Here is a 19702-nt window from a genome sequence, read left to right on the forward strand (position 1 = left end):
CGTAGGTAACCCCGTTGTCAGTGGCTGCCCTTACAGTCACGGCATGGCGACTCTTCCCAACCCGCTGCCCAGGCTGGCCTCCGACCCGAGCGGTCGTTCCCTGGGGCTGCAACTGCCCCCTGGTCGGCTGATCGGCGCGACGTCCGGCGAGGTCGTGCTGTGGCACGCCGAGCAGCAGGCGGGGGCCGGCTCGTGGAAGGCCCTGGGCCGGACCGCAGGGCGGGCGGGGCTGCTGCCCGTCCTCGTGGATCTGGGCGGTGGTCAGGGCGGGCCGGAGGAGTGGGGGTTGGCGCCCGAGGAGATGTCCTACCCCGGGGACCACGACGCCGACGAGACGCTCGCCGCGTACTGGTCCGAGGTCGCGGCGGAGGAGGACGGGGAGTGGCCGGGCCTCGCCGCGCCCCTCACTCTCGCCGCCGATCCCGACACCCGCGCCACTGAGGTCGCCGACGGGCTGTCGGAAGGCGTGCCCGAGTTCAAGGAGCCGCACCTCGCCCTGGTGGCCGCCCGCCGCAGCGCGGACATCCCGACGGCGCTCGGCTGGTCGGGCCCGGCGAACCAGGACGAGGACGTGGCCCGGTTCAGCGCCGTCCTGCGTTCCTGGGAGGACCGCTTCGGCATACGCGTCGTCGCCCTCGGCTACGACCGCCTCGCGCTCTCGGTCGCGGCCCCGCCCACCAGCCGGGCCGAGGCGGAGGCGATCGCCGCCGAACACTTCGCCTTCTGCTCCTACACCGTCCTGCCGGGCGACGACGACACGTTGGCGTCGTACGCCGAGAAGATCATCGGGGCACGCGCCTGGCACTTCTGGTGGGACTGAGCGGATCTCCCTCCTACCCCCTGAGCCCCTTCCCCAGCCTGCGCAGCCCCTCCGCGATCTCCTCCGGCGTCTGGGTCACGAAGCACAGCCGGAGGGTGGAGCGGTCGGGTTCGCCTGCGTGGAAGGGGGCGCCGGGGACGTACGCCACGTCGTGCCGGACCACCCGCGGCAGCAGGGCCGTGGTGTCGTACGACTCCGGCAGCCGGGCCCAGAGGAACATGCCGCCCTCGGGCCGGTTCCACACCGACCCCTCCGGCAGTGCCGCGCCCAGCCCCGCCAGCATGGCGTCGCGCCGCTCGCCGTAGACGGCCGCCACCTTCGCCACATGGGCGTCGAGGTCGTTGACGGCGAGATAGCGGGCCGCCGCGAGCTGGTTGACCGTCGGGGTGTGCAGGTCGGCGGCCTGCTTGGCGACGGCACAGGCGCGCCGCAGCTCGGCGGGGCCGCGCAACCAGCCCAGCCGCAGGCCGGGGGCCATGACCTTGGAGAAGGAGCCGAGCAGCACCGTGCGGTCGGCGGCGCCCGGGTGTGCGGCGATCCAGGGGACGCGTTCACCGTCGTAGCGGAGTTCGCCGTAGGGGTCGTCCTCGACGAGCCACAGACCGTGGCGGGCGGCGACGGAGGCGAGCGCGGCGCGGCGGTCGGCGGGCAGGGTGCGGCCGGTGGGGTTCTGGAAGGTGGGGACGGTGTAGAGGAGTTTGGGCCGCTCCCGCAGCACGAGCCGCGCCAGCGCCTCGGGATCGGGCCCGTCCTCGTCGCCCGGCACGGCGACGATCCGGGCCCCGGCGAGGGTGAAGACCTGGAGGGCGGCGAGGTAGCAGGGGGACTCGACGAGGACCGTGTCGCCGGGGTCGAGGAGGGCCGTGGCGAGGAGGGAGAGGGCCTGCTGGCTGCCGGTGGTGACGAGGAGGTCGTCGGCGGTGGTCGCAAGGCCCCGTGCCGAGGTCCGCGCCGCGAGCGCCTCGCGCAGCGCGGGCTCGCCCTCGGTGGTGGCGTACTGGAGGGCCTGTGCCGGGGTCTCCTCCAGGACGTGCCGGAAGGCTTCGGCCACACCCTGCCGGTCGAAGAGTTCCGGGGCGGGCAGCCCGCCCGCGAAGTTGATCACCTCGGGGCGGGCGGTGACGGCCAGGATGTCCCGGACGGGAGAGCCCCCGGTGGACCGGGCACGGGCGGCCAGGGGCGGCGGTGGGACGGGTGCGAGTGTCATGACCGCACCCTAGAGAGATAGGTGCCGCCTACACCCGACTTTCCGGTATCCGGACCGCGTCCCATGGTCCGTCCCGAACGGACGTCGTCTGCGCAGGTCAGCCGCTGTGGGACCGGACCGGCGTCCCGAGTTGCCCGGCAGGTGTGGAGGACGGGAGTCCCTGCGATCCAGGCTGGCACCATGCCTGGACTTCGTATCCGTCTCCTCGCCGCTGCCCTCACCGCGACGGCCGCACTGACCCTCACCGCCTGCGACGACGGCCAGGGCCTACGGGACGAGGGCCCCTCGGACGGGGCGCGGGGAACCGAGCGACACGCCACGGCAGCGCCGCACCGACCCGACAACCCGACCCGGCACCGTCAACGGAGCTTCAGCGCCGCTTCCGTGGCCCAGTAGGTCAGGATGTTCCGCGCCCCGGCCCGCTTGATCCCGGTGAGCGTCTCGAGGATCGCCCGGTCCCGGTCGACCCACCCCTTCTCCGCGGCGGCCTCGACCATCGAGTACTCCCCGGAGATCTGGTAGGCCGCCACCGGCACGTCCACCGCGTCGGCGACCCGCGCCAGGATGTCGAGGTAGGGGCCGGCCGGCTTGACCATCACCATGTCGGCGCCCTCCTCCAGGTCCAGCGCCAGTTCCCGCAGGGACTCACGGGCGTTGGCGGGGTCCTGCTGGTACGTCTTGCGGTCGCCCCGCAGCGAGGACCCCACGGCCTCCCGGAACGGCCCGTAGAACGCCGACGAGTACTTGGCGGTGTAGGCGAGGATCGCGACGTCCTCGCGTCCGATCTGGTCGAGCGCGTCGCGGACGACGCCGATCTGGCCGTCCATCATCCCGCTGGGCCCCACCACGTGCGCCCCGGCGTCGGCCTGCACCTGGGCCATCTCGGCGTACCGCTCCAGGGTCGCGTCGTTGTCCACGCGCCCCTCGGAGTCGAGCACACCGCAGTGCCCGTGGTCGGTCGTCTCGTCCAGGCACAGGTCGGACATCACGAGCAGGTCGTCGCCGACCTCGGCGCGCACGTCCCGCAGGGCGACCTGGAGGATGCCGTCCGGGTCGGTGCCCGGCGTCCCGAGGGCGTCCTTCTTCGACTCCTCCGGCACCCCGAAGAGCATGATCCCGGAGACCCCGGCCTCCACGGCCTCCAGCGCGGCCTTCTTCAGGCTGTCCCGCGTGTGCTGCACCACGCCCGGCATCGCCTGGATCGGCACCGGCTCGCTCACGCCCTCCCGCACGAACGCGGGAAGGATGAAGTCGGCCGGGTGCAGCCGGGTCTCGGCGACCATGCGCCGCATGACGGGGGTGGTCCGCAGCCGCCGCGGCCGCGCACCCGGGAAGGATCCGTACGTCGTCATGCGTCCACGCTACGCCCGTGGCGGCCCTGCCTTTGCCGACGCCGAGTCGGACCCTCCGCGGACCGGGGTGTGACGCTTTCCGGCCATCGAGCGCTCTGTGTATGGGCCAACTGTCGACCGGTTGTGCTCTCGATGACCGTTTACGTGACATAGGGGTGGGGTTTCGTCGTGAGACGACGTGGACGCCGGGGCGGGAAGCGTGCGTACAGGCCGCTGAGCATGCGCAGAAGGGCCTGGCTGACGCTGGGCGCGGTGCTGCTGGGGAGCGGGGGCGTGGTGACGTACGCCGTCGCGGGGCCGCCCGCCGACCAGGGCACCCGGCCCAAGCGGCCGGTGAAGGTGTACGGCCTGGCGCTGAAGAGCGCCTCGGCCGACCGTCAGGAGCTGCCGCGCACGGACACCGCGGAGTTCTCGCTGCTGGGCGTCACCTGGACCGGGGGCGCCCAGCGGCTCGCCGGCACCGCGCAGGTGCGCACCCGCGGCGCCGGGACCGGCGAGTGGAGCGCCTGGCACGATCTGGAGCTGGACGTCGACCCGCTGGACCGGCCGGGCCCGAAGGTCCGCGGCGCGTCCGAGCCGGTCTGGGTCGGCCCGTCCGACGGCGTCCAGGTGCAGGTCGTCCGTAAGAACGGCAGCACCGCCGCGCTGCCGAAGGGGCTGCGGGTGGACCTGGTCGACCCGGGAGTGGTGACCGGCGCCGAGACGCGCACCGGCACCGAGGCCGCCGCCTTCGTCATGGACCCGATCCCGGGTGCGACGGACCCGCAGACCGCCGATCCCTCCGCCTCGGCCGCCGAGCCCACCGACACCGTCTCCGCGTCCCCCACGGACTCCGCGTCCGCGACCGCGAGCCCCTCGGCGACCGCGAGCCCTTCGGCTACCGGCTCTTCCGCGACCGCAAGCTCGACCGCGACCGCGAGCGCGACCACCAGCCCCTCGGCCACCGCCTCCGCGAGCCCCCACGACCCCCACCGCCCCCAAGTCCACCGTCCCCGAGCCCCCCATCCGCTCCCGCGCCGACTGGGGCGCCGACGAGTCGATCAGCCCGGAAGCGCCGGAGTACAACGCCGACGTCAAGGTGATGTTCGTGCACCACACGGACGGCACCAACGACTACACCTGCGACCAGACACCGGCGATCATCCGCAGCATCTACGCGTACCACGTGCAGGTCAGCGGCTGGAAGGACATCGGCTACAACTTCCTCGTCGACAAGTGCGGCACGCTGTACGAGGGCCGCAAGGGCGGTGTGGACCGGCCGGTGTTCGGTGCCCACACCTACGGCTGGAACCGTGAGTCCGCGGCCGTCGCCGTCATCGGCGACTACACCCAGACCTCCGCCACCGACGCCGCGCTGACCTCCATCGCCCGTCTCGCGGCCTGGAAACTCGGCCAGTACGGCGCCGACCCGGCCGGGACCGTCCAGCTCACGGCGGGCGCCACCCAGACCAACTTCTTCGGCAAGAGCTTCACCTCGGGCAGCCCGTACACCTTCGACCGGATCTCCGGTCACCGCGACGGCTACAACACCCAGTGCCCCGGCGGACTGCTCTACGACCAGCTGCCGACCGTCCGCGCCTGGGCGGCCGGCCCGGTGCAGGGCCTCAAGGTCACCTCGGTGGCCGGTGGCGCGACCCTGTCGGGCTCGACGTACTACACCAAGGGCGCCGTCACCGTGGCGTGGACGACGACCACGCCCGGCGTGCTGATCTCGAAGGTCGAGCTGCTGGTGGACGGCAAGGTCGCCGCGACGGCGGCCGGCACGGCCACCTCGACGACCGCGACCCTGCCCCTGGGCACCCACACCGTCGCCGTGCGGGCGGTCCACCAGTCCGGCAAGGCCACGACGACCGCCGCGCTGAACGTCGTGGCGGAGACCACGGCCCCGGCCTTCACCACGGCCCCGAAGCTCTCCCTGCGCACCGGCACCGTCAGCACCACCGCCGTCCCGGTCACCCTGGGCTGGAAGGCCACCGACGACAAGGCGCTGCGCTCCGTGCGGCTCCTCGCGCCGACCACCGCGACCTTCGGCCCGACCGTCACCGCCGCCGGCCGTACGGCCAGACCGGGCACCGCCACCACCTGGTCGCTGCGGGCCTACGACTACGCCGGCAACTACCGCACGGCGTCCCTCTCCTCGACCCCGGTGATCCTCCAGGAGACGGCCGCGACGAAGTCCGGGAGCTGGACCAGCCGTTCGTCGACCGGCTACCTCGGCGGCGGGTCGTACACCGGCGGCTCCAAGGGAGCGAGCCTCACCTGGACCTTCACCGGCCGTTCCGCCGCCTGGGTGGTCTCCCGCGCGAGCACCTCCGGGCAGGCGTACGTCTACGTCGACGGCACGAAGACGGCGACGGTCGACCTGAAGTCCGCCACCACGCTCTACCGCCAGGCGATCTGGACGAAGACCTGGTCGACCAGCGCCAGGCACACGGTCAAGATCGTGGTCGCCGGCACCAGCGGCCGCCCGACCATCACCACGGACGGGCTGGTCTCCATCAAGTAACCGGTCAGCGCGTCGCAAAGGGAAGCGCCCCACCGTCTCCGTTGAAGGGACGGCGGGGCGCTCATATAGCCCTGGGGCTCCGTCGACGGCGACTACGTCGCCCGGCGCCGCCGCGACCCCGGCCGCCGCTCGCTGGGCCGGGTCACCGGGTCACCGGCGTCCAGCGCGGCAGCCCGCCGCCGCAGCCCGAAGTCGGCCAGCGCCTCCGCCAGCTTGTGCACCGACGGCTCCGGAGCCATGACATCCACCCGCAGCCCGTGCTCCTCGGCCGTCTTGGCCGTCGCCGGGCCGATGCAGGCGATCACCGTCACGTTGTGCGGCTTCCCGGCGATGCCCACCAGGTTCCGTACGGTCGAGGACGAGGTGAAGAGCACGGCGTCGAAACCACCGCCCTTGATCGCCTCACGGGTCTCCGCCGGCGGCGGCGACGCCCGCACGGTCCGGTACGCGGTGACGTCGTCGACCTCCCAGCCCAGCTCGATCAGCCCGGCGACCAGGGTCTCCGTGGCGATGTCGGCGCGCGGCAGGAAGACGCGGTCGATCGGGTCGAAGACCGGGTCGTAGGGCGGCCAGTCCTCCAGGAGACCGGCGGCGCTCTGCTCGCCGCTCGGCACCAGATCGGGCTTCACGCCGAAGGCGATCAGCGCCTTGGCGGTCTGCTCGCCCACCGCGGCCACCTTGATGCCCGCGAAGGCCCGGGCGTCCAGGCCGTACTCCTCGAACTTCTCCCGGACGGCCTTGACGGCGTTGACCGAGGTGAAGGCGATCCACTCGTAGCGGCCGGTGACCAGGCCCTTGACGGCCCGCTCCATCTGCTGCGGGGTGCGCGGCGGCTCGACGGCGATCGTCGGGACCTCGTGCGGCACCGCGCCGTAGGACCGCAGCTGGTCGGAGAGCGACGCCGCCTGCTCCTTCGTGCGCGGCACGAGGACCTTCCAGCCGAACAGCGGCTTGGACTCGAACCAGGCCAGCTGTGCGCGCTGGGCGGGGGCGGAACGCTCGCCGACCACGGCTATCACCGGGCGGCCGCCGTCCGGCGAGGGCAGCACCTTCGCCTGCTTCAGCGTCTGCGCGATCGTGCCGAGCGTCGCCGACCAGGTGCGCTGGCGGGTGGTCGTCCCGGCGACCGTGACGGTCATCGGGGTGTCGGGCTTGCGGCCCGCCGCGACCAGCTCGCCGGCGGCCGCCGCGACGGAGTCGAGGGTCGTGGAGACGACCACCGTCCCGTCGGAGGCGCCGACCTCGGTCCAGCAGCGGTCGGAGGCCGTGCGCGCGTCGACGAACCGGACGTCGGCGCCCTGCGCGTCGCGCAGCGGCACCCCGGCGTACGCGGGCACGCCGACGGCCGCCGCCACGCCCGGGACCACCTCGAACGGCACCCCGGCTGCGGCGCAGGCGAGCATTTCCTCGGCCGCGTACGTATCCAGTCCCGGGTCCCCGGACACCGCACGGACGACCCGCCTGCCGCCCCGCGCGGCCTCCATGACAAGATGTGAGGCATCCCGCACAGCGGGTACCTCGACGCTTGTTGACGTGCCGTCAACAAGCGTGGGGACAGGCGTGCCCGTGCCCGGAAGCGGGTCCGAAGAGGGACCGGTTTCCGCGTTCACGACGGACACGCCGGGCCGCGCGTGCGTCCGTACGACGTCGAGCACCTCGTGCTCGGCGACGAGGACGTCCGCGTTCGCCAGCGCCTCCACGGCGCGCAGAGTAAGCAGTCCCGGATCCCCGGGTCCGGCACCCAGGAAGGTGACGTGCCCGTGCTCAGGAACGGCGGCGGCAGGAAGGGCGGTGGGGCTCACTGTGCTCGCTCCCCCATCAGACCGGCCGCGCCCTGGGCAAGCATCTCGGCGGCGAGTTCGCGACCGAGCGCCATTGCCCGGTCGTGCGTCTCGGGCACGGGACCGGTGGTGGACAGCTGCACCGTGCGGGTGCCGTCGGTGGTCCCGACGACGGCCCGCAGGCGCATTTCCTTGACAATCTGCCCGTCGGCCAGAAGGTCGGCCAGCGCGCCCACAGGGGCGCTGCAACCGGCCTCCAGGGCGGCGAGCAGTGACCGTTCGGCCGCCACGGCGACCCGGGTGAACGGGTCGTCGAGCGCGCCGAGCGCGGCGATCAGGTCCGCGTCGTGCGCGGCACATTCGATGGCCAGGGCTCCCTGGCCGGGGGCGGGCAGCACGGTGTCTATCGACAGGAAGTCGGTGACCTCGTCGATCCGGCCCATGCGGCTCAGGCCGGCCGCGGCCAGCACCACCGCGTCCAGCTCGCCGCCCTTGACGTATCCGAGCCGCGTGTCGACGTTGCCGCGGATCGGGACCGTCTCGATGTCCAGCGCGTGGGCGCGGGCGTACGCGTTGAGCTGCGCCATGCGGCGCGGCGAACCCGTGCCGATGCGCGAGCCGCGCGGCAGGTCGGTGAACTTCAGCGCGTCGCGGGCGACGAGCACGTCGCGGGGGTCCTCGCGCACCGGTACGGCGGCCAGGACCAGGTCCTCGGGCTGCGTGGTCGGGAGGTCCTTCAGCGAGTGAACCGCGAAGTCGACCTCCCCGTTCAGCAGCGCGTCGCGCAGGGCCGTGACGAAGACACCGGTGCCGCCGATCTGCGCGAGGTGCTCGCGGGAGACATCGCCGTAGGTGGTGATCTCGACGAGCTCGACCGGCCGGCCGGTGACCCGGCGCACGGCGTCCGCGACCTGCCCGGACTGGGCCATGGCGAGCTTGCTCCGTCTGGTCCCAAGCCTCAGTGCTCTCGTACTCATGCCGCTCATGCCGGCCCTCGGTTCTCTGCGTTCTTCTCGGTGCTGTCCTCGGCCCGGGACACGGCGGCCACCGCCTCCTGGTCGAGGTCGAACAGGGTCCGCAGCGCGTCCGCGTACCCGGCGCCGCCGGGTTCCGCCGCGAGCTGCTTGACCCTGACGGTCGGCGCGTGCAGCAGCTTGTCGACGACACGCCTGACGGTCTGGGTGATCTCGGCGCGGTGCTTGTCGTCGAGGCCGGGCAGGCGCCCTTCGAGGCGGGCCATCTCGTTCGCGACGACGTCCGCGGCCATCGACCGCAGCGCGACCACGGTCGGCGTGATGTGCGCGGCCCGCTGGGCGGCGCCGAACGCGGCGACCTCGTCGGCGACGATCCGCCGGACCAGGTCCACGTCGGTGGCCATGGGTGCGTCGGCGGAGGCCTCGGCGAGCGACTCGATGTCGACGAGGCGCACCCCGGCGAGCCGGTGCGCGGCGGCGTCCACGTCCCGCGGCATCGCGAGGTCGAGCAGGAACAGCACCGGCGCGGGGCGTACGGGGGTGGCGACCGGCTCGGGCCTGCGGCGCTCGGGGATGCGGCCGAGGGTGGCGGCGGTGGCGGCCAGCGCGGTGATCAGCTCGGCGTCGGCCTCGGGGCCGCGGCGGCCGGCGGTACGGCGGTCCACGCTCGCGTTGTCGACCCAGGCCGCGTGCTGCTCCAGGGTCGCCGCGTCCATGCCGGCCACGGCGGCCTCGCCCATCACGGAGAACCCGGGCTGCTGCTGCACGGCGGACAGGTCCAGCGGACAGCCCTCGTCGGTGCCGAGGGAGGTCGGCGGCAGCGGCCGCAGGGAGGGGGTACGTCCGCCGTTCTCCTCGTCGAAGACGACGGGCTCGCCGGTGCGGCCCTCGACGGCCGCCGCGATGGCCTCCGCGGTGAGGACGAGTCCCGTCGCGCCCGTACAGGAGACGACGACGTCGGCACGTGTCAGCTCGGCCGGCACCGATGCGATCGGGACCGCGCGGGCCGCCACGTCCGTGTTCTCGTCCTCGCCGAGTATCCGGGCGAGGCGTTCGGCGCGGTCGAAGGTGCGGTTGGCGACGACGACCTCGGTGACGCCCACGCGCGCCAGGGTCGCGGCGGCCAGCGAGGACATCGAGCCCGCGCCGATGACCAGCGCTCTTCGGCCCCGGGCCCAGGTGCTCACCTCGGCGCCGGCGGCGAGCTGCTCCAGCCCGAACGTCACCAGCGACTGCCCGGCGCGGTCGATGCCGGTCTCGGAGTGGGCCCGCTTGCCCACCCGCAGGCCCTGCTGGAACAGGTCGTTCATCAGCCGGCCGGCGGTGTGCAGCTCCTGCGCGCTGGCCAGCGAGTCCTTGAGCTGCCCGAGGATCTGCCCCTCGCCGACGACCATGGAGTCCAGGCCGCAGGCCACCGAGAACAGGTGGTGGACGGCGCGGTCCTCGTAGTGGACGTAGAGGTAGGGCGTCAGCTCGTCCAGGCCCACGCCGCTGTGCTGGGCGAGCAGCGTGGACAGCTCGGCGACACCGGCGTGGAACTTGTCCACGTCGGCGTAGAGCTCGATGCGGTTGCAGGTGGCGAGGACGGCGGCCTCGGCGGCCGGTTCGGCGGCGACCGTGTCCTGGAGCAGCTTGAGCTGGGCGTCCGGGGAGAGGGAGGCCCGCTCCAGGACGCTGACGGGCGCGCTGCGGTGGCTCAGTCCGACGACGAGGAGACTCATGCCGGCATCACGGCGGGTACGTCCCCGTCGGGCCCCTGGTCGGTGGTCTCGTCGTGCGCCACGGCCGGCGCCACGGCGCCCTCGTGGGCGGCGTGCTCCTCGCCGGCCTTGCGCTGCTCGTGGAAGGCGAGGATCTGCAGCTCGATGGAGAGGTCGACCTTGCGCACGTCGACGCCGTCCGGGACGGACAGGACGGTCGGCGCGAAGTTCAGGATGGAGGTGACCCCGGCGGCCACGAGCCGGTCGCAGACCGGCTGGGCGGCACCGGCGGGCGTGGCGATGACGCCGATCGACACGCCGTTGTCGGTGACGATCTTTTCCAGGTCGTCGGTGTGCTGCACCGGGATGCCGGCGACGGGCTTGCCGGCCATCGCGGGGTCGGCGTCGATGAGGGCGGCGACCCGGAAGCCGCGGGAGGCGAACCCGCCGTAGTTGGCGAGGGCGGCGCCGAGGTTTCCGATGCCGACGATCACTACCGGCCAGTCCTGGGTGAGCCCGAGCTCACGGGAGATCTGGTAGACGAGATACTCGACGTCGTAGCCGACACCGCGCGTTCCGTAGGAACCCAGGTAGGAGAAGTCCTTGCGCAGCTTGGCGGAGTTGACCCCCGCCGCCGCGGCCAGTTCCTCGGAGGAGACCGTGGGTACCGAGCGCTCCGAGAGCGCGGTCAGCGCGCGGAGGTACAGCGGAAGCCTGGCGACGGTGGCCTCGGGAATCCCTCGGCTTCGGGTCGCCGGTCGGTGAGTTCGGCCAGTTGCCACGGTGCTCCTGCGGGTAGAGCGGGGCTGCGGGCGGTCACACGTACCCAGACCGCCCCGTCGACAGCAGGCTATGTCTTTGTGAACGCGTGCACAAAGATGGTGTCCGATTTGCCCGCCCAACGTGACCGGGGTCACGCGCGTCGTTCCCGGGGACATCCCTGGGAGCATCCCTGGGGCCAAAACCGACACACTCCTCGTGAATCCCGCCCCCGAGACCAAACCGCCATCGATCCTAAGCGACGCCCGGCCCTTGTTGTACGGGTCGGTCAGTTCCTGGTCGGTCAGGGCCTAGTCGGTCAGCGCCTTGCGCAGCCGCGTCTCGTCCACCCGCCAGAAGGTGTGCTGCCTGCCGTCCACGAGCACCACCGGGATCTGTTCCCAGTACGCGTCGTGCAGCGCCCGGTCCTCGGTGATGTCCCGGTGCTCCCAGGGCACACCGAGTTCGCCGCACACCTTCTCGACCACGGTCTGCGCGTCCTCGCACAGATGGCAGTCGGGCTTGCCGATGAGCGTGACGAGCCGGTCCTGCGGGGCCGGCCCCTTCCTTCGAAAGAGGGGACTCATACGGGCCATTCTCGCGCGTGTTCCCGCCCCCTCTCCCCGCGTGTTCCCGCCCCCTCTTTAACGGTGCGGCCCCGGAGAGTTCACACCCTCCGAACCTCGTGGCTCCGGAACCACCGAACAAACTGGCTATGCTCACGCCATGGCCGCTCTCGGATGGCTCACCCCCCGTAGGCGCTCCGCCACGGCGCGGAGCGTGTTGGCTGGCGAGGCCTCGGCTGAGGCCGCCCGCAAGTCCACTCAGGAAGAACAGCACCAGGCCCCGGAAGAAGAAGGGGCCGAACCGCAGTTCCCGGTCCACGGCGACGCGCTGGCCGCCGCCTTCTTCGACCTGGACAACACGGTGATGCAGGGCGCCGCCCTGTTCCACTTCGGCCGTGGCCTGTACAAACGCAAATTCTTCGAGACCCGCGACCTGGTCCGGTTCGCCTGGCAGCAGGCGTGGTTCCGGATGGCCGGCATCGAGGACCCCGAGCACATGCAGGACGCCCGCGACTCGGCCCTGTCCATCGTCAAGGGCCACCGCGTCGCCGAACTCCAGTCGATCGGCGAGGAGATCTACGACGAGTACATGGCCGAGCGCATCTGGCCGGGCACCCGGGCCCTCGCCCAGGCCCATCTGGACGCCGGTCAGAAGGTGTGGTTGGTCACAGCCGCCCCGGTGGAGATCGCCACGGTGATCGCCCGCCGCCTCGGCCTCACCGGCGCCCTCGGCACGGTCGCCGAGTCGGTCGACGGCGTCTACACGGGCAGGCTCGTCGGCGAGCCGCTGCACGGCCCCGCCAAGGCGGAGGCGGTCCGCGCCCTGGCCGCGGCGGAGGGCCTCGACCTCTCCCGCTGCGCCGCCTACAGCGACTCCCACAACGACATCCCGATGCTCTCCCTCGTCGGCCACCCCTACGCGATCAACCCCGACGCCAAACTCCGCAAACACGCCCGGGGCCTCGACTGGCGCCTGCGCGACTACCGCACCGGCCGCAAGGCGGCGAAGGTCGGCATCCCGGCCGCGGCGGGAGTGGGAGCGGTGGCGGGCGGCACTGCGGCGGCCATCGCCCTGCACAAACGGCGCCGCTGAGACACACGGACCCGCGCCCGGACGGCGCACCGCACAGCACACCGCAACAGACGGTCGTACCCCCGGGTGCGGCCGTCTATTCGCGTTGTCCGCGCACAGCCACAACACGCGCCCGACCGACCCGAAACCCAAACCTTTCCGATCAATAACCGCTCACCCTGTGCATCTTGATCGAATACCAATCGGGCACAGAAGCGACGTAATCGAAGTTTTGAGCAACTCGGTGTAGCAGCGCCTGCACGAAGCGTTATTCTCCTCAGACGCAAACCGGTACCTCCTGTCGCTACGACGGGTGAAAGGTCCCGCACTGCACGTGATGGAAGCTCTGCCTCTGGGAGTCCCGTGTACCCACACGTCGGGGTTGACGCCTCGGGCCTGGCTACGCTGCGCGCAACGGTCGCCACGATCAAAGAGTCGCTGCGCGTCCCCACCGCGTACGGCGTCCCCGCCCTCGCCACCGCAGTCCCCGCGGGACCAGCGGGCCCCTGCTACGCCCTCGCGGAAAGCAGCGCCGCGGTCGGCAGAAGAGGACGCTCGGCTGGCGGCGCGACCACCCCGGCCCGCCGTCCCGCGGCCGACAGCGACAGCGCCCGGATGATGGACCTCGTCGAACGCGCCCAGGCCGGCGAGGCCGACGCGTTCGGGCGCCTGTACGACCAGTACAGCGACACCGTCTACCGCTACATCTACTACCGCGTCGGCGGCAAGGCGACCGCCGAGGACCTCACCAGTGAGACGTTCCTGCGCGCCCTGCGCCGCATCGGCACCTTCACCTGGCAGGGCCGTGACTTCGGCGCCTGGCTCGTGACCATCGCCCGCAACCTCGTCGCCGACCACTTCAAGTCCAGCCGCTTCCGGCTGGAGGTGACCACCGGCGAGATGCTCGACGCCAACGAGGTCGAGCGCTCCCCCGAGGACTCCGTCCTGGAGTCCCTCTCCAACGCCGCCCTGCTGGACGCCGTACGCCGGCTCAACCCCCAGCAGCAGGAATGCGTCACCCTCCGCTTCCTCCAGGGCCTGTCCGTCGCCGAGACCGCTCGGGTGATGGGCAAGAACGAGGGTGCCATCAAGACCCTCCAGTACCGCGCCGTCCGCACCCTCGCCCGGCTCCTGCCGGACGACGCCCGCTGAGCCCGGCGGGCCCGGTGCGTCAACTGTCGGCGATCCCCAACTCACGTTCAGTGAAAGTCCGTTGCCTTCCCGATCCGTTCATCCGCCGTCCGTAACCCAAGTACCGCGCCAGTCGTTGTGCGGGATACAGGCTCCCTGTGGTCACGTCCCGGCCGACCCCGATCACTCGATCGAGGGAAAGCAGAACGGGCCGTGCAACCCTCGAGATCCCCGGGGAGTCGACCGTCATGACGAGAGGAGGTGCCGCCAGTGATCGCGAACGTATCGGCGCACCGGCGGGCGAACGCCTTCGCCCAGGCCCTGGAGGAGCAGTCCGACCAGGGCACGGCGGCCGAGCAGACCGAAGGATCACCGCCGGCCCCGGCCGCTGCGGACCAGACCGAGCGGGGCCGCCTCCTGGCCCTCGCGACGAGTCTCGCCGAGCTGCCCAAACCGGAGCTCGACCCCGAGGTCAAGGTCGTCCAGCGGGCCCAGTTGGTCGCCGCGATGGAGGCCATGCTGCAAGCGGGCACCGCAGGAGGCGAGGCGGCGGACAGGCCGGTACCGGAACAGCGGTCCCGCCGCGCCAAGGGCGGCGCGCACCGGGCGAGCCCCCTGGGAAAGCTCCGGCCGCGCAGCCGGCTAGCCAAGGGCCTCACCGCGGGCGGCCTGAGCGTGGGCGTGGCCGCGGGGGCCTTCGGCGGGGTGGCGGCCGCGAGTTCCGACGCCCTCCCGGGTGACGGGCTCTACGGCCTCAAACGCGGCATCGAGGACTTCAAGCTGAACTACCTGTCCGACGGCGACGACGAACGCGGCCGGACCTACCTCGACCAGGCCTCCACCCGGCTCAACGAGGCCCGCCGCCTCATGGAACGCGGCCGCGGCGGCCACCTCGACCACGAGTCACTGGGCGAGATCCGCCGCGCCCTCAGCGGTATGCAGCACGACGCCTCCGAGGGGCACCGGCTGCTCCACGAGGCGTTCGAGCGCGATCCGGACTCCCTGGGTCCCATCCAGGCCCTGGACGCGTTCTCCCGCTCCCACCGCGAGGCCTGGGGCGCCCTGCGCGAAAGACTGCCCGTCCAGCTGGGCGACGTCAGTCAGCAGGTGTCGTCGGTCTTCGAGGCCATAGACGAAGAGGTCGCCCCGCTACAGTCCCGGCTCCCCCGTCCCCCCGCCCGGGGCGGCACCGGCGGACCGGGCTCCGGCCCGTCGTCCGCCGACACCTCGACCGGCACCGGCCGCTCCGCCGGCCCCGGCACCGGCGACGCCTCCCACACCGGCGGCACCAGCACGGGCAGCGGCCCCAGCAAGTCGGCCGGCTCCGGCACGACCGACGACGGCCTCCTGGGCGGCAGCACGGGCGGCCTCCTGGACCAGCCGGAGGGCACGAACTCGACCTCCCCGTCGACGGGCATCCCCTCCACCGCCCCCGACGTCACCATCCCGCCCCTCCTCCCCGGCCTCCTCCCCGGCCTGGGCATCGACAGCGAAGACGCGAGCTGACACCCCGTTGGGGGCGGCCCTTCCAGAGGGCCGCCCCCAACGCCGTACCCGCAGAGCCCTCGCGGTATCACCGCCGGTCTGCCAGTCAGCCGGTCAGCCGGTCTACCGGTCAGAAGAACACCGACCGCCGCTGCACCAGCAGTTTGTACAGCGTGTGCTGGATCTGTTCCCGTACCTGGTCGGTCAGGTTGAACATCAGCATCGGGTCCTCCGCCGCCTCCGGCGGATAGCCGTCCGTCGGGATCGGCTCCCCGAACTGGATCGTCCACTTCGTCGGCAGCGGCACCGCCCCCAGCGGACCGAGCCACGGGAAGGTCGGCGTCAGCGGGAAGTACGGGAACCCGAGCACCCGCGCCAGCGTCTTCGCGTTGCCGATCATCGGATAGATCTCCTCCGCCCCGACGATCGAGCAGGGAATGATCGGCGCCCCCTGGCGCAGCGCCGTCGAGACGAAGCCGCCCCGGCCGAACCGCTGGAGCTTGTAACGCTCGCTGAACGGCTTGCCGATGCCCTTGAAGCCCTCCGGCATCACCCCGACCAGCTCGCCCGCCCCGAGCAGCCGTTCCGCGTCCTCCGCGCAGGCGAGAGTGTGCCCCAGCTTGCGCGCCAGCTCGTTGACGACCGGCAGCACGAACACCAGGTCGGCGGCGAGCAGCCGCAGATGACGGCCCGCCGGATGCCGGTCATGGACGGCGACCTGCATCATCAGACCGTCCAGCGGCACCGTCCCCGAGTGGTTGGCGACGATCAGCGCCCCACCCTCCGCCGGGATGTTCTCGATGCCCTTGACCTCGACCCGGAAGTACTTCTCGTACACCGGCCGCAGCAGCGACATCAGGACCTGGTCCGTGAGCTCCTCGTCGTAACCGAAGTCGTCGACCTCGTAGTCGCCCGTGAGCCGCCGCCGCAGGAAGGACAGCCCGCCCGCGATACGCCGCTCGAGACCCCCCTCGTCCCGCGCATCAGTCGTCACAGGAACATCATCCCGCTCTACGGACCGGGTGGGCAGGGGCTGGACCTCGCCGATCTCACCGGCCTCGGCAAGCTCACGGACCGGCGCGGGCTCGCTGTTCTTGCGCCGGCTCCCCACACCCCGGCGCCGCGACGGTCGCGCCGAGGCGCCCCCGCGGGTCCGGTCGTCGTCGAACGGAATGACCTTGGCGTCCGCCATCGTTGATGCGCTCCTCAGTTGGCGCTCGGCGTCGAGGGATGGACCACGGAGGGGCCGGGACCGCTGCCGGAGCCGCCGCGGGCGAGCGGCGGCAGCGCACCCACCCGGTCGACGGCCCGCGCGACGGCCTCGGGCGGCAGCAGCCCGGGCCCCTGACTGCGCGCGAAGTCCGCGAACGTCTCCGCCGTCGTGTACCGCGGGGTGAACCCGAGCGTCTCGCGCATCTGCGTGGTCGACACGACCCGTCCATGGGTCAGCAGCCGGATCTGCTCGGGCGAGAAGTCCGTCATCCCCAGCGTCCGCACCAGCGAGCCCGCCCAGGTGACGGCCGGCAGCAGCAGTGGCACGGTGGGCCGCCCGAGCCGCCGCGAGCACTGCGACAGCAGCAGCACCCCGTCCCCGGCGATGTTGAAGGTCCCGCTGTTGAGCGTGCCGCGCGCCGGCTCGTGCGAGGCGATCCGCAGCACCTCGATCACATCGTCCTCGTGCACGAACTGCAACCGCGGGTCGTAGCCGAGCACGGTCGGCAGCACGGGGAGCGCGAAGTACGAGGCGAGTGGGGTCTCGGCGGTCGGCCCCAGGATGTTGGCGAACCGCAGCACACACACGGCCACATCGGGCCGCCGCCGCGCGAACCCGCGCACATATCCCTCGACCTCGACGGTGTCCTTGGCGAACCCGCCGCTGGGCAGGGACTTGGCGGAGGTGGTCTCGGTGAACACGGCGGGATCCCGGGGCGCGGACCCGTACACATTGGTACTGCTCTTCACCACCAGCCGCTTCACGCTGGGCGACTTCTGACAGGCGCCGAGCAGCTGCATGGTCCCGATGACGTTGGTCTCCTTGACCGTGGTCCGGCTGCCGCTGCCCAGCGCGGTCGCCGTCACATCGAGGTGGACGACGGTGTCGGCGCCGGTCTCGGCCAGCACGCGCGCGATGGTGGGCTGCCGGATGTCGGCCTGGACGAACTCGGCACCGCCCAGATGGTGCTCCGGCCGCACGGCGTCCACCGCGACGACCCGCTCGACATCCGGGTCACGCTGAATCCGTCGGACGAACCGGCCCCCCAGCTGGCGGGCCACTCCGGTCACGAGTACGACCTTCCCCAAGACCAGCGCCTTCCTCTCGTCCGCACTGATGCACTGCTCGTACCCTGCCGCGTTCCCCGCGTCCGGGCCAACCTATCGGGTCGATGTTGCACAGCGATGACCGACCGACACACGACGCGACGGCAGGAGACGCCACGGTCGCGGTCATAGGACCAGATCAGCGGGGCTCTGCCCGCCCCCGCCCCGTCCAGAGACGCGCACGGCATTCAGCCCACCGCACACCACCCGGACATGCGTGTGGCCCCCGCCGGCTGAACCGACTGGGGGCCACACCGCGCTTTCGCGGCTCGCGTCTCGCGAAGAAGTGAAGGACGGGCCTTACTTCTTGTTACGACGCTGAACGCGCGTGCGCTTGAGCAGCTTGCGGTGCTTCTTCTTGGCCATCCGCTTGCGCCGCTTCTTGATAACAGAGCCCACGACTACCCTCGCTCACTTCTCATCACTCGGTGTTTGGGCGCCATGGGCCCATACGACCTACGAGGGGCCAGCCTACCCGCCCGAGCGCCGAGGTCGTAATCGAGGGCTCCGGAGGGGGTCCATCAGGCGGTTTCCACCCCCACATAGCTCTCGCGGAGGTACTCGTGGACCGCTTGCTCGGGGACGCGGAAGGACCGCCCCACCCGGATCGCGGGCAGATGACCGCTGTGCACCAGCCGGTACACGGTCATCTTGGACACTCGCATCACCGAGGCGACTTCCGCCACGGTAAGGAACTGAACCTCGTTCAGAGGCCTTTCGCCTGCTGCAGCCATGACACACCTGAACCTTCCGCACTCGACGGCCACCGGCTTCCCCTTCCGGTGACTCTTCGTCGTTGCGTGCTCACTCCCCAATGTAGGGGCGGGTGATGCGAGTGGGGAAGAGGTGCACCCATCGCAGGCCTACTGTGACAGACACGCTCGATTGAGTACGTAGCGGGTCAGCGGCAGGTAGTAATCGGACCGCACGCCGTCATCAAGCGGAACGACGACGGATACGGCCCCCTCCGCCTCCCCCACGAACAGCGCCGGGTCATCCGTATCTGCCAGCCCGATGGCCTCGACCCCCAGCTGACCTGCACCGCAGACCCAGCCGTGGTCTCCGATCACAAGATCGGGCAGGACCCCGCCCTCCTCGGCGGCCGCCCCGAGCGCCACCCGAACCGGCAGCGGGGAATGGCTGTGCACGGGGGTCGCACAACCGGCGCGTTCACCATCGCGCTCCCGCACGACCCCGACCCCTCCGACGTAGTCGAGCGTGCACGTACGTAGACCGAACCGGGTCGTTATGTCGACACAGCGACCCTGCGCCGGGGTGAGGACACTTACTCCCACCGCCGACAAAGCGTCTGCGAGCCCGGCGTAGAAACCCAGCAGCCGGTCCGGGTGCCCGGTCCCGAGCAACACGCTCCCACCACGCTGGGCAACCGCCCCCACCCGCTCCCCGAAGGCATCCAGCGCGGCCACGGTCCGCTCGGGATCAATCACATCCTGCCCTGAAACACACAGTGGATCGTCCGAAACCCCACACTTCTCCGCCATCAAAGCGACCAACTCATCCACCCCCCACTCTCTTTCGGGACACACCCCGATCAACACCCGAGGATCCCGAACGGCGAACCCCCGATACCTCCGCAGACTCACCTCCCGAGCGGTCCCCACCACCCCCGCCAGCCCCACCCCGAGGAGATAACCCCGAATCCCACCCACATCCCTGAACACCCTCCCGATACTCCCTCACCCCCGACTCCCCAGCCTTCGAACGGGGGGAAGTGAGCACGGTTGGCGTAAGGGGGAGGGGTGGGGGTGCCGTTAGGAGCGGACCGACCTTTGGCGGTGAGGTACCGGTTGGGGGCGGGGCGGAGCCCGGAGGACGGGCACCTCTCTCCCCACGGAGCCGGGCAGACCGAGCAGGCCGGCGCAGGGGACGCAGTCCCCGCCGGGGTCCGGGGCCGAGCCCCGAGGACGGGCACCTCTCTCCCCACCGAGCCGGGCAGACCGAGCAAGCCGGCACAGGGGACACACTCCCCGCCGGGGCCCGGGGCCGAGCCCCGAGGACGGGCACCCCTT

At 71.8% G+C, this 19702-nt stretch carries 16 protein-coding genes and 1 pseudogene; 5 read left to right on the forward strand and 12 right to left on the reverse strand.

The genetic code is table 11. From position 1 onward, the window contains the following. The first annotated feature begins 43 nt into the window (after positions 1–43). Positions 44–820, forward strand: a complete 777-nt coding sequence (locus AQJ58_RS39770) for a DUF4253 domain-containing protein (RefSeq protein ID WP_067259478.1) — start codon at positions 44–46, stop codon at positions 818–820. Positions 821–833: 13 nt separating this feature from the next. Here the strand turns inward: AQJ58_RS39770 and AQJ58_RS39775 are convergent, their stop codons facing one another. Beyond that, the gene (locus tag AQJ58_RS39775; RefSeq protein WP_067259479.1) at positions 834–2027 is read right to left on the reverse strand and encodes an aminotransferase-like domain-containing protein; all 1194 of its coding nucleotides are present in this window, start codon (positions 2025–2027) and stop codon (positions 834–836) included. 359 nt (positions 2028–2386) lie between these two features. After that, positions 2387–3379 carry a porphobilinogen synthase gene (hemB, locus tag AQJ58_RS39780; protein ID WP_067259481.1) on the reverse strand — a complete coding sequence of 331 codons (993 nt, stop codon included), beginning with the start codon at positions 3377–3379 and terminating at the stop codon, positions 2387–2389. Between the two features lie 219 nt (positions 3380–3598). Here hemB and AQJ58_RS46105 point away from each other — a divergent pair. Beyond that, positions 3599–5885 (forward strand): annotated as a pseudogene (locus AQJ58_RS46105) (peptidoglycan recognition protein). A gap of 92 nt (positions 5886–5977) precedes the next feature. Here AQJ58_RS46105 and AQJ58_RS39790 read toward each other — a convergent pair. The 5 genes from AQJ58_RS39790 to AQJ58_RS39810 form a co-directional block, all read right to left on the reverse strand. Further along, positions 5978–7687, reverse strand: a complete 1710-nt coding sequence (locus tag AQJ58_RS39790) for a bifunctional uroporphyrinogen-III C-methyltransferase/uroporphyrinogen-III synthase (RefSeq protein WP_067259483.1) — start codon at positions 7685–7687, stop codon at positions 5978–5980. Next, on the reverse strand, positions 7684–8643 hold the full coding sequence (gene hemC / locus AQJ58_RS39795) for a hydroxymethylbilane synthase (protein WP_067259484.1): 960 nt from the start codon (positions 8641–8643) through the stop codon (positions 7684–7686). The genes AQJ58_RS39790 and hemC overlap by 4 nt, the downstream gene beginning before the upstream one ends. Before the next feature lie 5 nt (positions 8644–8648). Further along, entirely contained in the window at positions 8649–10361 is a 1713-nt protein-coding gene (locus AQJ58_RS39800; protein ID WP_067259486.1) for a glutamyl-tRNA reductase, read from the reverse strand. Beyond that, positions 10358–11122, reverse strand: coding sequence for a redox-sensing transcriptional repressor Rex (locus AQJ58_RS39805; protein WP_067259488.1), 765 nt, complete (start codon positions 11120–11122; stop codon positions 10358–10360). The genes AQJ58_RS39800 and AQJ58_RS39805 overlap by 4 nt, the downstream gene beginning before the upstream one ends. Positions 11123–11410: 288 nt before the next feature. Further along, the gene (locus AQJ58_RS39810) at positions 11411–11695 is read right to left on the reverse strand and encodes a glutaredoxin family protein (RefSeq protein WP_079079528.1); all 285 of its coding nucleotides are present in this window, start codon (positions 11693–11695) and stop codon (positions 11411–11413) included. A 130-nt stretch (positions 11696–11825) separates the two neighbouring features. On the opposite strand from AQJ58_RS39810, the gene AQJ58_RS39815 reads away from it, so the two are divergent. From AQJ58_RS39815 to AQJ58_RS39825, 3 genes are all read left to right on the forward strand, one after another. Beyond that, entirely contained in the window at positions 11826–12758 is a 933-nt protein-coding gene (locus AQJ58_RS39815) for an HAD family hydrolase (RefSeq protein WP_079079529.1), read from the forward strand. A 342-nt stretch (positions 12759–13100) separates the two neighbouring features. After that, a complete protein-coding gene (locus AQJ58_RS39820; protein ID WP_079079530.1) occupies positions 13101–13889 on the forward strand; it encodes an ECF subfamily RNA polymerase sigma factor, BldN family in 789 nt (262 codons plus the stop codon). A 249-nt stretch (positions 13890–14138) separates the two neighbouring features. Beyond that, the gene (locus tag AQJ58_RS39825; protein WP_067259493.1) at positions 14139–15374 is read left to right on the forward strand and encodes a DUF5667 domain-containing protein; all 1236 of its coding nucleotides are present in this window, start codon (positions 14139–14141) and stop codon (positions 15372–15374) included. A gap of 109 nt (positions 15375–15483) precedes the next feature. Here the strand turns inward: AQJ58_RS39825 and AQJ58_RS39830 are convergent, their stop codons facing one another. The 5 genes from AQJ58_RS39830 to AQJ58_RS39845 form a co-directional block, all read right to left on the reverse strand. Further along, the gene (locus AQJ58_RS39830) at positions 15484–16545 is read right to left on the reverse strand and encodes a lysophospholipid acyltransferase family protein (protein ID WP_067259495.1); all 1062 of its coding nucleotides are present in this window, start codon (positions 16543–16545) and stop codon (positions 15484–15486) included. A 14-nt stretch (positions 16546–16559) separates the two neighbouring features. Further along, entirely contained in the window at positions 16560–17654 is a 1095-nt protein-coding gene (locus AQJ58_RS39835) for an NAD-dependent epimerase/dehydratase family protein (RefSeq protein ID WP_067259497.1), read from the reverse strand. A 318-nt stretch (positions 17655–17972) separates the two neighbouring features. Next, complete coding sequence (locus AQJ58_RS42190) at positions 17973–18071, reverse strand: 30S ribosomal protein bS22 (RefSeq protein WP_003948845.1); 99 nt, start codon at positions 18069–18071, stop codon at positions 17973–17975. A 122-nt stretch (positions 18072–18193) separates the two neighbouring features. Beyond that, complete coding sequence (locus AQJ58_RS39840) at positions 18194–18406, reverse strand: helix-turn-helix domain-containing protein (RefSeq protein WP_004984898.1); 213 nt, start codon at positions 18404–18406, stop codon at positions 18194–18196. Between the two features lie 129 nt (positions 18407–18535). Next, complete coding sequence (locus AQJ58_RS39845) at positions 18536–19342, reverse strand: phosphatase (RefSeq protein ID WP_067259506.1); 807 nt, start codon at positions 19340–19342, stop codon at positions 18536–18538. Between the last annotated feature and the right edge of the window lie 360 nt (positions 19343–19702).

Origin of the sequence: Streptomyces sp. DSM 15324, assembly GCF_001514285.1 — a bacterium.
Taxonomy (GTDB): domain Bacteria; phylum Actinomycetota; class Actinomycetes; order Streptomycetales; family Streptomycetaceae; genus Streptomyces.

What these genes read in the sequence shown, in the direction of transcription:
- AQJ58_RS39770 (WP_067259478.1), top strand. Translation starts at nt 44, where the DNA reads ATGGCGACTCTTCCCAACCCGCTGCCCAGGCTGGCCTCCGACCCGAGC.
- AQJ58_RS39775 (WP_067259479.1), bottom strand. Translation starts at nt 2,027, where the DNA reads ATGACACTCGCACCCGTCCCACCGCCGCCCCTGGCCGCCCGTGCCCGG.
- hemB (WP_067259481.1), bottom strand. Translation starts at nt 3,379, where the DNA reads ATGACGACGTACGGATCCTTCCCGGGTGCGCGGCCGCGGCGGCTGCGG.
- hemC (WP_067259484.1), bottom strand. Translation starts at nt 8,643, where the DNA reads ATGAGTACGAGAGCACTGAGGCTTGGGACCAGACGGAGCAAGCTCGCC.
- AQJ58_RS39800 (WP_067259486.1), bottom strand. Translation starts at nt 10,361, where the DNA reads ATGAGTCTCCTCGTCGTCGGACTGAGCCACCGCAGCGCGCCCGTCAGC.
- AQJ58_RS39810 (WP_079079528.1), bottom strand. Translation starts at nt 11,695, where the DNA reads ATGGCCCGTATGAGTCCCCTCTTTCGAAGGAAGGGGCCGGCCCCGCAG.
- AQJ58_RS39815 (WP_079079529.1), top strand. Translation starts at nt 11,826, where the DNA reads ATGGCCGCTCTCGGATGGCTCACCCCCCGTAGGCGCTCCGCCACGGCG.
- AQJ58_RS39830 (WP_067259495.1), bottom strand. Translation starts at nt 16,545, where the DNA reads ATGGCGGACGCCAAGGTCATTCCGTTCGACGACGACCGGACCCGCGGG.
- AQJ58_RS39840 (WP_004984898.1), bottom strand. Translation starts at nt 18,406, where the DNA reads ATGGCTGCAGCAGGCGAAAGGCCTCTGAACGAGGTTCAGTTCCTTACC.